Genomic DNA, 10950 nt, shown 5'->3' with positions numbered 1-10950 from the left:
ATAGATATGGATTTTCCTTTTATTTTTTTATGGCATACACACAGGTAAACGATTCAAATTCTATAAAGTGAATTGTATAGCTTGAAGAATCGCCTTGGTATAATATTTCAGCTGTTGTTTGCTCATCTTCAAATGAAAAATCTTTCACATCAATATGGTGAAGAAAACTTAAGCCTGCCTGAGCATAAATTTTATAAAGAGACTCCTTAGCACCCCAAACTATTGTTAGTTTTTGAGTTAAGGCGTCAGAATTTGCTATGGTTTTATATTCTTCAATAGGAGTAAATTTATGAGCTATTTTTAAAATTTTATCACGCTGCATTTCAATATCTATGCCTACTTTATCCGTTTTACTAAGTATAATTCCCGAGAAAATATGGGAGTGTGTAATGGAGATAAAAGTACCGTCTTTAAGGTGGGGTTTTCCAGAATCATCATAGTATAAATCAAAATCGGAATAACCGGCCTCGGCCAGCAAATGTCGAATGCTTAAAAATCCTTTTCGGTGCATTTCAGACTTCATACTATCAAGCCTCGTTTGGCAGTGCCCCGTAAGTTTTATATTTTTAGCTAATTCAGCCTCAGACTCTTCAATCTTATAGATAAAGATTCTGGTATTACTATTAACTGTTATAGTTTTGTAAAGGGGCATAGCTATATTTAAGATATTTGTATCTTTGCACTGCTAAAGGCAGATAAATAATTTAGATAAGCGAATTTAACTATTTTAAGTTCTATTATCAAAGTTGTCAAGTTATAATAACTATAGAAATAAAAAGAAAAAATGAGCACAAAGACAATTGCTTACGTACCAAATAAAGTAAAAGATATTTCTCTAGCCGCATGGGGTAGAAAAGAAATTGAATTAGCAGAAGCAGAAATGCCAGGGCTTATGTCCTTACGTGAAGAATATAAAAATTCTCAACCTCTAAAGGGCGCGCGTATTGCAGGCTGTTTGCACATGACTATTCAGACGGCTGTTTTAATTGAAACACTTCAGGCTCTTGGTGCGGAAGTAACTTGGAGTTCTTGTAATATTTTTTCTACGCAAGATCAGGCTGCTGCTGCCATTGCTGCAACAGGAACTGCTGTATACGCATGGAAAGACATGACGGAGGAAGAATTCGATTGGTGTATTGAACAAACCTTATTCTTTGGTGAAGATCGTAAGCCGTTGAATATGATTCTTGATGATGGAGGAGATTTAACCAATATGGTATTGGATCGTTACCCAGAATTAGCAGAGGGTATTAATGGATTGTCTGAAGAAACGACTACTGGAGTTCACAGATTGTACGAGCGTGTTAAAAACGGAACATTGCCAATGCCTGCGATTAATGTAAACGATTCCGTAACTAAGTCAAAATTTGATAATAAATACGGATGTAAAGAGTCTGCAGTAGATGCTATTCGTCGTGCAACAGATTTAATGTTGGCTGGTAAGCGTGTAACCGTTTGTGGTTATGGAGATGTTGGTAAAGGGACTGCTGCCTCTTTTAAGGGTGCAGGTAGTATTGTTACGGTAACTGAAATAGACCCCATTTGCGCCTTACAAGCTGCTATGGATGGTTTTGAAGTGAAGAAATTAGAAACTGTTGTTGGAAATTCTGATATCATTATCACCACTACAGGAAATAAAGATATTGTTCAAGGGCGTCATTTTGAAGCGATGAAGGACAAGACTATCGTTTGTAATATTGGTCATTTTGACAATGAAATTGATATGGCTTGGTTAAACGGTAACTTTGGAAATACAAAGGATACCATTAAGCCTCAAGTTGATAAATATACCGTAAACGGCAATGATATCATTATTTTGGCAGAAGGGCGTTTGGTGAATTTAGGTTGTGCAACTGGGCATCCTAGTTTTGTAATGAGTAACTCATTTACCAACCAAACATTAGCACAAATAGAATTGTGGACAAATAAGGATGCTTACAAAAATGATGTTTATATGTTGCCAAAATCATTAGACGAAAAGGTAGCAAAATTACACTTGGCTAAAATAGGTGTAGAGCTTACTGAATTGCGTGAAGAGCAAGCAAGTTATATAGGAGTAACTGTTGATGGCCCATACAAGCCGGAGCACTACAGGTACTAAAAAGCGGTTAACAAAATACAGCTCTTTTTCTATGAAATAAATCTAGAAAAAGAGCTTTTTTTATTCAAAATCTTACGGATGCAAAACAATATGCAAAACAAACCTATGAATATTATCTTAACAGGAGCTACTGGAACCTTGGGTTCTAAAGTTTTGCATACTCTTTTTGAAACAAAATTCAATGAAATCAATACGGTTTACCTTTTAGTACGTAAAAAAGGGCAAATGTCGCCAAATGAGCGGGTGATCAATATGTTGGAAAGCGAGTTTGCGCCTGAATTTATTCAAAAAAAACGAAAAGATGTTCTCGCTAAAATAAAAGTTATTGATGCAACAGCTATTTTAAATCCAGAATTATATCTTACTAAAGGGGAGTTGTGTTACTTTATTCATTCTGCGGGTTATGTAAATCTTTCTGTGGATGAAGTCAACAAAGAAGAAATTTTTAAAGAAAATTATCATTTCACAAAATCTATTTTTAATACTTACGAGAAATTTTTAAAGAAATTTATTTACATAAGTACAGCATTTTCAATTGGTGATTTAGGCGGATTAATAGGAGATGATTATATTGAAATTGAAGGAGGGGCCTATCGTAATTTTTACGAAGCGTCAAAACACGCATCAGAAAAATTTTTAACTGAAGCAGGTAAAGAAAAGAACATTCCCATTCAGATTCTAAGGCCAAGTGTGTTGGGAGGTAATGCTATGGACAGTCCTAGCTTTTTTATCTCGAAGTATATGGTGTTTTATCTTTTTGCAAAATTTTTCCATAATAACGCTTCCAATGATCATATAAGAATTACGGCAAACAAAGATAGTGGGTTAAATATTATACCAACAGATTATGCTGCAAAGGTAATCGTGTCTGTTTTTAATACTGATGTTAAACAATTGAATATTGTGCATTCTAAGGCCACAGATGTTACAAGCGGTATTTCCAAAATATTAGATACTGTTGGTTTTAATAAATACAATATTACTCAGGATATTGTTAGTAAAACCATTGGTTTTGAAAGTAAATTAGAACAATATTATTATGAAACTATAGGGGTGCATTTAAATCCATATTTAACTTCTAAGCCCTATGAATGGGATACTTCGCTCTTAGAGAGTATTTTGCCAATTCCGAAGTACGACCTAGAGCAGTACTTAGAAAATACAGTGAAATTTGCCAAACTAAAAAATTTTAGAAATCAAAAGTGGTGATTTTATATTAGCGTACTAAAAAAAGCCCATTATAACATCGTTATAATGGGCTTTTAAGTTTTATAAAAGTATGCTAATTAAGCTTCAAATGGCTCAATAGAAACAAAAGATTTACCTCCTGCTTTTTTTGCAAACTTTACAACACCGTCAACTCTTGCGTGTAATGTATGGTCTTTACCAGCATATACATTATCACCTGGATTATGTCTAGTACCACGCTGTCTAACTAAAATGTTTCCAGCAATAGCAGCTTGTCCACCAAAAATTTTAACTCCTAAACGTTTTGATTCTGATTCTCTACCGTTTTTAGAACTACCTACACCTTTCTTATGTGCCATAATTTTAAGGTTTTATATTGTTATACTTAAGTGATGTTGCAATTACGCTTTACCACCGTCTAATTCGTCTTGCCATTTCTTTAATTCATCCCATTTGCCTTCAGCAGCTAATTTAGCTTGTGCTGGCCATGTGTCAGTTACGTGGTTACCACGAACGTCTGCAATGATTTCAGAAATCTTAGCTGCGTCAGCCTTAGCCAACTCAGCGAAAGTTGAAATTCCAGCCGCGATTAACGTTTCTGCAATTTTAGGTCCAATACCTTCAACTTTTTTTAAATCATCTGCTTTCCCTTTAGTTGCAGCCTTTTTTGGTGCAGCTTTTTTAGGAGCGGCTTCTTTTACAGGAGCTGCTTTTGGTTCAGCAGTTTTTTTCGGTGCAGCTTTCTTTGCACCTGAGGTTAAAATGTCTTCAATAACAATCTCCGTTAAATACTGACGGTGACCATTTTTCACTTTGTAACCTTTACGTCTTTTCTTTTTAAAGACAATAACTTTATCACCTTTTAGGTGCTTAATGACTTTTGCCTCAACAGTGGCTCCGTCTATAGCTGGGGCGCCAATAGTAATGTCTTTACCGTTTTCTAACAAAAGAACATTGTCAAAAGTTACCTTTTTACCTTCTTCGGTTTGTAAGCGGTGAACATATACTTTTTGGTCTTTCGCAACTTTAAATTGCTGCCCTGCTATCTCTACAATTGCATACATAGCTTGTATATTATTAATTAAATTAATGAACTAGCCTATCTAAATAGGCGGCTGCAAATATACTGCTAATTCCTTAACCTACAAGTCATTTTATAAAAAAAGTAATTTGTGGTTGTAAAATTTAAAAGGATTTTAGTTTGTAAATGTAAAATAGGCTTCTTTTTATGGTTTTTAGGTAGAATTTGATATTTACTTATGAATTATTGAATTGAATTATTTTGTATTTTTGTGTTCTTAAACTAAAGTAAAAAACGCATCACTATGAAAAATATTAGCTTACTGTTGGCCATAACACTAACCATACTTTCAATTTCTTGCAAGGAAAACAAAAAAGAGCCAGAAGTGATCAGCATAGACAATACTGTAGCACCTATACAAACAAAAGAATTGGCTAATGCCATCTACAATAAGGCGGAGTTTACTATTAAAGGAATGACTTGTCAAATTGGTTGTGCAGCTAGCTTAGAAAAAAAATTAGCGAAAATGGAGGGTGTAAAATCTGTTACAGTTAGTTTTGAAAAAGAATTGGCTGTGGTAGAGTATGATACCAATACCTTAAATACGGACGATTTAACGAAAACAGTTACAACTGCTGCATCTGGCGATGTTTATACTGTTGAAGGAATGAAAATTGCTACTGAGTAAAAGACATTTTTGTTAGAGGGATACCCAAGGCTGGTCACTGTAAAAGGTGCCGGCTTTTTTAGTTTAATAACTGAGGTCTAGTTCTACACCATGCTAATATGGGCAAGGCGATAAAAATCTTATTTGGAGTGGGTATAAAGTGTTTGTAATTTTTCCTTAAATCGTAAGGGCTTAGTGTAAACGGTAATAAGGTTGGCTGCAACTAAATGTCACCAGCAGCGAATTAAAAACTGTGTACGGTCTTTAATTGTAATGCTAGTTCTGGGCTTTCCAGCGAAAACTTTCCATTAATTTACGAATATCATCTTGTAAATATATGGCAGCCGGATATATGGAATCATAATTTGGTTTGGTGTTAAAATATAAGGAGCCTGTTAAAAAATGTTTTGTGCTGTCTGTTACGTAAAATTGTGCCTGAGAAGCTGCATCTCCTTTAACGTCATACAACATTCCGTATACATTGTATTCCTCATTAATGAATGGTTGTTCTAGAATGTTGTCAGCCTTTGCTGCATGTTCGTATGAAAGTTTTTGGGCATCAGAAAGTAACTGATTTAAATTTCCTGTAATGGGTTTGTAGCTTAGAAAAACGGTTCCATTCATTTGCGGATAACTCAATGTTATACTATTGTTATTCCCCGTTTTTATTTTAGAGGATGAATTGTGTTTAAATTGAAAGTTGTCCGTTTCAAAAGTTTCTGTTTTGTTTTCTGGGTACTCTAGCCTTAGCATGGCTTTTGGTTTGGGTAAAACTTCTTGTTTGCATCCAACGGTTACGATACTGTAAATTAAAATAAGAACAATTACTTTACGCTTCATTAGGTATTATTATTTTTATTTGTTTTAGCCTTTTTTTATCAAGACTTTCAACAACAAATTGATAGTTATTAAAAATTATTTTTTCCCCGCGCTTTGGAAAGCTTCCTGCTATTTCTAACACAAATCCCGCTATGGTTTCGGACTCTCCCTTTTTGCCTTCAAAAAAATCTTCATCATCTGTTATTCTAGCAACGCGATAAAAATCTTTCAAAGTGGTTTTGCCTTCAAAGACATAGGTTAAATCATCTATTTTAGAAAAAACTAAATCTTCATCATCAAATTCATCACTGATGTCCCCGACAATTTCCTCTATAATGTCTTCTAAAGTTACAATTCCTGACGTGCCTCCGTATTCATCTACCACAATTGCTAGATGATTTTTCTTGTCTTGAAATTCTTTTAAAAGATCATCTAATTTTTTGTTCTCTGGAACAAAATAAGGAGGTCTTAGTAAAGAAACCCAGTTAAAAGTTTTACGGTCTATATAAGGAAGCAAATCTTTGACGTATAGAACGCCTTTGACAGTGTCCATGTTTTCTTCATAAACGGGTATCCTAGAATATCCCTTGTCTTTTATTTCGGTTAAAACCTCTAAAAATTTTAAAGCCGCATCTAATGCAAAAATATCAATACGCGGACGCATTACCTGTTTGGTGTCTGTATTGCCAAAAGAAACGATACCCTCTAGAATTTTTTGTTCCTCCTTGGTGGTGTCGTCTTCAGAGGTCATTTCTAATGCTTGTGATAAATGATCTACACTTAAACTAGACTTTTGCTTTCCCAATTTATTGTGTAAATATATTGTTGCGGAGCGCATTGGACCACTTAATGGCGTAAAAATCACATCTAAAAAGCGCAATGGATACGCCATAAGGTAAGAAAATTGGATTCTATTTCTATTGGCGTATATCTTTGGCATAATTTCTCCGAACATTAAAATAAGAAAAGTAGCAACGACCACTTCTAATAAAAATCGCACCGAAATAACATCAAAAAGTAAATAAGTAATGTTGGAAAAAATTACATCGCCAATGGAGCTAAACAAAAGTACTATTCCAATGTTTATGGCATTGTTGGCAATAAGAATGGTAGCTAGTAGTTTTTTTGGCTTTTGTAGGAGTTTTATAACAGAGCCACCTTTGGGTGATTTGTTTTCTTCTATATTATTGAGGTCTGTAGGAGATAAGCCAAAAAAGGCTACTTCTGCACCAGAAATTAGTGCTGACAAGAATAATGAAAAAATAAGCACTATAACTTTAGAAATTAATGTGCCATCAAAAACAACTGCATTTAGCAGTAAAATAAAGGGATCAGGGTCCAATAATTAAAATTTAGTTGTATTAAAATGGTAAATCATCTTCTTGTTCAGGTTCATTTGGGGCTGTGTTTTTAATTGGGGCAACTTGTTGTTGTTGTTGTTGTTGTTGTTGTTGTTGTTGTTGTTGTTGTTGTGCTGGTTCGGCTTGAGTAGGTTTGTTTTGTGCATTTGCCATACTTTCTTGTTTGGTAGATAAAAAAGTAAAGTCTTGCACATGAATCTCTGTGGAATAGCGGGTATTTCCATCTTCTCCTTGCCATTGGCGGTTTTTAAGCCTTCCTTCTACATAAATCTTATCGCCCTTACTGAGGTATTTTTCACATATTTCTGCCGCCTTATTGCGCACTACAACATTATGCCAATCTGTGTTGGTTACTTTCTCTCCTGTTTGCTTATTGGTGTAGGTTTCATTAGTAGCTATAGGAAATCTTCCTATAGAGCCACCACCTTCAAAATAGTGCATTTTTACTGCATCTCCTAAATGTCCAATTAGCATTACTTTGTTTAATGTACCACTCATAATTATGTTTCTTATATCAAAAATACGAAATTTTAAATGTCTTTATGAAGTCTGCAATTAAAACAGGTACAGGATATTTTTCTAAGTCGGACATTGCAATCCCATTTTCAAGGGTAGAATCAACTGCAATAATCCAGAAATTAGTATGTAAATGCTGGTGCGACAGTTTGTGGACTATAGGCTTATCGTTAAACAATAGGATGTTCTTTGCGCTAATATTGGGTGCTACTTTTTTATATTCATTTGCTACATCGGCCTTTTGTTCTTTTGTTTCTAGTACTGGAAATTCATATAGATTTTGCCAAATACCCTTGCCTGTTCGCTTATTTAAAAGTGTTTTATTAGCACTGTCTATAAAAACTAAGTAGTTAAAATATCTGTTTTTAACTTTTGTTTTATTTGTTTTGATGGGTAATGTAGTTACTAATTGTTGCTGTAGTGCAACACAACTATCGCTTAAAGGGCAGCTAGTGCAGTCTGGATTCTTAGGAGCACATTGTAATGCGCCAAACTCCATAATGCCTTGGTTATAGTCTCTAATATTGGAGTTATGCATTACATGCGAAGCCAACTCTTTAAAGTATTTAATGCCTTTTGTGCTATTAATAGGGAGGTCTACGCCAAAATAACGAGATAAAACCCGATAAACATTACCATCTACAACAGCCTGTTGCTCATTAAAACTGATGGATGCTATGGCGCTAGCCGTATAATCTCCGACTCCTTTAAGTTTTAATAATTCTTTATAAGTACTGGGAAAAGTTCCATTGTAATTTTTTACAATATCTTTAGCTGTATAATGCAGATTTCTGGCGCGTGAATAATATCCTAAACCCTGCCATAATTTTAAAATTTTTTCTTCTGAGGCATTTGCTAGGTCAAAAATGGTTGGAAAATGTTTTTCAAAAGTTAAATAATAAGAAGTTCCTTGTGCAACACGAGTTTGTTGAAGCATAATTTCAGACAACCATATTTTGTAAGGATCTGTAGTGTTTCTCCACGGTAAGGAGCGTTTGTTAAGGGAATACCAGTGAAGAATTTTTTGGGAAAAAGACATTAATTAAATAATAAAAAACAAAAGTACAGGTTTATGCACTTAAAATTAAGTCTATTAGCATAAAAGAATAAATTAAATTTATATATTTGCATCCCGAAAAAACATAGACTTAATATAATAGAGACAATGACGAAAGCGGATATCGTATCGAAAATCTCAGACAAACTGGGAATTGAAAAAGGAGATGTACAGGCGACTGTTGAAACTTTTATGGAAGAGGTGAAAACTTCATTAGAGAATGGAGATAATGTTTACCTTAGAGGTTTTGGTAGCTTTATTATCAAAACAAGAGCAGAAAAAACTGGTAGAAATATTTCTAAAAATACTACCATAAAAATACCAGCGCACAATATTCCTGCCTTTAAACCTGCAAAGGTTTTTGTGGAGGGAGTAAAGAGCAACGTACAAGTAAAATAATATATTAATTAAAAAGCAGATTTTATGCCGAGTGGTAAAAAGAGAAAAAGACATAAGGTAGCTACACACAAGCGCAAGAAGCGTAGAAGAGCTAACCGACACAAGAAAAAGTAGTTGTTAACAACTACTTTTTCGTTTTAAAAAAGTTCATTGACATAGAAATTCTTAAAAGAATTTCAACGGGTATTTTAATACCCGTTACAACTATTGTTTAATCCATTTATCGCTATTATTTAAAGTAGGGATAGATAAAAATTGATTCAGGTGAATAAAGAATTAATCGTAAGATCTGGTTCTGGCGCCGTCGATTTTGCCTTAACTAAGGAAGGAAAACTAATAGAACTTCACAAAGAAGAAGACAATAATAATTTTTCTGTTGGCGATATTTTCATCGCCAAAATAAGAAAACCCGTTACTGGTCTAAACGCAGCTTTTGTTGATGTTGGATATGAAAAAGATGCATTTTTGCATTATCATGATCTAGGACCTCAGCTTTCTTCAATGTTGAAATTCGTTAAAAATGCAAGTACAGGAAAATTAAAAGATTTTTCTTTAAAAGACTTCCCTTTTGAAAAGGATATTGATAAAGATGGTAGCATCAATGATGCTATTAAATCTAATCAGTCCTTGTTAGTACAAATTGTTAAAGAACCAATATCTACCAAAGGACCAAGGATAAGTTCTGAGCTTTCATTAGCCGGACGTTATGTGGTTATGGTACCTTTTTCTGACAGAGTTTCTGTTTCTCAAAAAATAGAAAGTAAAGAAGAAAAAGAAAGGTTAAAAAGACTTGTAAGAAGCATAAAACCGAAAGGTTTTGGTGTAATTATAAGAACAGTTGCCGAAGGTAAAAAAGTGGCAGAGCTAGACAAAGATCTAGAAAACTTACTGAACAAATGGACAGTAATGTGTAAAAAATTGTATAAAGCACCGCATCCATCCAAAGTATTAGTAGAGCTAAATAGAGCTTCTTCAATACTAAGAGATGTATTTAGTGATTCTTTTACTGGAATCCACGTTGATGATCCAACGCTTTACAATGAAATAAAAGATTATGTGCAAGAGATTGCACCGGAAAAAGAATCTATTGTAAAATTACATGAGTCTGCAGTGCCAATTTTTGAAAAATTTGGGATAGAAAGACAAATTAAAACTTCATTTGGTAGAACAGCTTCTATGAGTAAAGGTGCTTATTTAATTATTGAGCATACAGAAGCCTTACATGTTATTGATGTAAACAGCGGTAACAGGTCTAACAAGGCTAAAAACCAAGAAGATACAGCATTAGAAGTAAATATGATTTCTGCTACAGAGATTGCCAGACAATTGCGTTTACGTGATATGGGCGGTATTATTGTAGTCGATTTTATAGATATGGCCAAGCCAAATCACAGAAGTAAACTTTTTGAACATCTTCGCGATGAAATGAAAGATGATAGAGCCAAACACAAAATTTTGCCACCGAGCAAATTTGGCCTTATTCAAATTACTAGACAAAGGGTAAGACCTGAAAGAAACATTAAAACAATGGAGAAAAACCCTAACGCCAACAACGGTGCAGAGGTAGAAGCTCCCATAGTTTTAATTGATAAGATTAAATCCGATTTAGAAAAACTATTAAACGGACCAGCAAAAAGCAACGATGTTATACTACATATTCATCCCTTTATTGCAGCTTATCTAACTAAAGGTGTCCCATCCATTCGTTTCCATTGGTTTATGGAATATAAGAAATGGGTAAAAGTGCAATCTAGAGATGCTTATACGTATCTAGAATACCGCTTTAAAAATAAACAAGGCAAAACCATTTATTAGAAATGC

Annotated in this window: 12 protein-coding genes; 5 read left to right on the top strand and 7 right to left on the bottom strand. The window is 34.1% G+C overall.

Annotated elements, in window-relative coordinates; genetic code table 11:
• Positions 1-19: 19 nt before the first annotated feature.
• Positions 20-652: a 4'-phosphopantetheinyl transferase superfamily protein gene (locus MWU65_RS15710; RefSeq protein ID WP_247079477.1), complete on the bottom strand. Its 633-nt coding sequence runs from the start codon at positions 650-652 to the stop codon at positions 20-22.
• Between the two features lie 132 nt (positions 653-784).
• Between MWU65_RS15710 and ahcY the strand changes: the two genes are divergently transcribed.
• On the top strand, positions 785-2101 hold the full coding sequence (ahcY, locus tag MWU65_RS15705) for an adenosylhomocysteinase (RefSeq protein ID WP_247079476.1): 1317 nt from the start codon (positions 785-787) through the stop codon (positions 2099-2101).
• Positions 2102-2206: 105 nt separating this feature from the next.
• Entirely contained in the window at positions 2207-3310 is a 1104-nt protein-coding gene (locus MWU65_RS15700) for an SDR family oxidoreductase (RefSeq protein WP_247079474.1), read from the top strand.
• Positions 3311-3387: 77 nt separating this feature from the next.
• Here MWU65_RS15700 and rpmA read toward each other — a convergent pair whose 3' ends face one another.
• A complete protein-coding gene (gene rpmA, locus MWU65_RS15695) occupies positions 3388-3648 on the bottom strand; it encodes a 50S ribosomal protein L27 (protein WP_247079472.1) in 261 nt (86 codons plus the stop codon).
• Between the two features lie 42 nt (positions 3649-3690).
• On the bottom strand, positions 3691-4353 hold the full coding sequence (gene rplU / locus MWU65_RS15690) for a 50S ribosomal protein L21 (protein WP_247079470.1): 663 nt from the start codon (positions 4351-4353) through the stop codon (positions 3691-3693).
• A gap of 261 nt (positions 4354-4614) precedes the next feature.
• On the opposite strand from rplU, the gene MWU65_RS15685 reads away from it, so the two are divergent.
• The gene (locus tag MWU65_RS15685) at positions 4615-4998 is read left to right on the top strand and encodes a heavy metal-associated domain-containing protein (protein WP_247079468.1); all 384 of its coding nucleotides are present in this window, start codon (positions 4615-4617) and stop codon (positions 4996-4998) included.
• 255 nt (positions 4999-5253) lie between these two features.
• Here the strand turns inward: MWU65_RS15685 and gldD are convergent, their stop codons facing one another.
• The 4 genes from gldD to mutY are packed head-to-tail and all read right to left on the bottom strand — an operon-like array spanning position 5254 to position 8712.
• The gene (gldD, locus tag MWU65_RS15680) at positions 5254-5817 is read right to left on the bottom strand and encodes a gliding motility lipoprotein GldD (protein ID WP_247079466.1); all 564 of its coding nucleotides are present in this window, start codon (positions 5815-5817) and stop codon (positions 5254-5256) included.
• Complete coding sequence (locus MWU65_RS15675; protein ID WP_247079464.1) at positions 5807-7138, bottom strand: gliding motility-associated protein GldE; 1332 nt, start codon at positions 7136-7138, stop codon at positions 5807-5809. The genes gldD and MWU65_RS15675 overlap by 11 nt, the downstream gene beginning before the upstream one ends.
• Before the next feature lie 19 nt (positions 7139-7157).
• On the bottom strand, positions 7158-7655 hold the full coding sequence (gene ssb / locus MWU65_RS15670) for a single-stranded DNA-binding protein (RefSeq protein ID WP_247079462.1): 498 nt from the start codon (positions 7653-7655) through the stop codon (positions 7158-7160).
• Between the two features lie 16 nt (positions 7656-7671).
• Positions 7672-8712, bottom strand: coding sequence for an A/G-specific adenine glycosylase (gene mutY, locus MWU65_RS15665; RefSeq protein ID WP_247079460.1), 1041 nt, complete (start codon positions 8710-8712; stop codon positions 7672-7674).
• Positions 8713-8838: 126 nt separating this feature from the next.
• Here mutY and MWU65_RS15660 point away from each other — a divergent pair, with 126 nt between their 5' ends.
• Positions 8839-9129 (top strand): HU family DNA-binding protein, encoded by a 291-nt coding sequence (locus MWU65_RS15660; protein WP_013620605.1) that lies wholly within the window; start codon positions 8839-8841, stop codon positions 9127-9129.
• A 264-nt stretch (positions 9130-9393) separates the two neighbouring features.
• Positions 9394-10944 (top strand): ribonuclease E/G, encoded by a 1551-nt coding sequence (locus MWU65_RS15655; RefSeq protein WP_247079459.1) that lies wholly within the window; start codon positions 9394-9396, stop codon positions 10942-10944.
• The last annotated feature ends 6 nt before the right edge of the window (positions 10945-10950 follow it).

Origin of the sequence: Cellulophaga sp. F20128, assembly GCF_023015805.1 — a bacterium.
Taxonomy (GTDB): Bacteria; Bacteroidota; Bacteroidia; order Flavobacteriales; family Flavobacteriaceae; genus Cellulophaga.
This window is presented reverse-complemented; position numbering and strand designations above follow the sequence as displayed.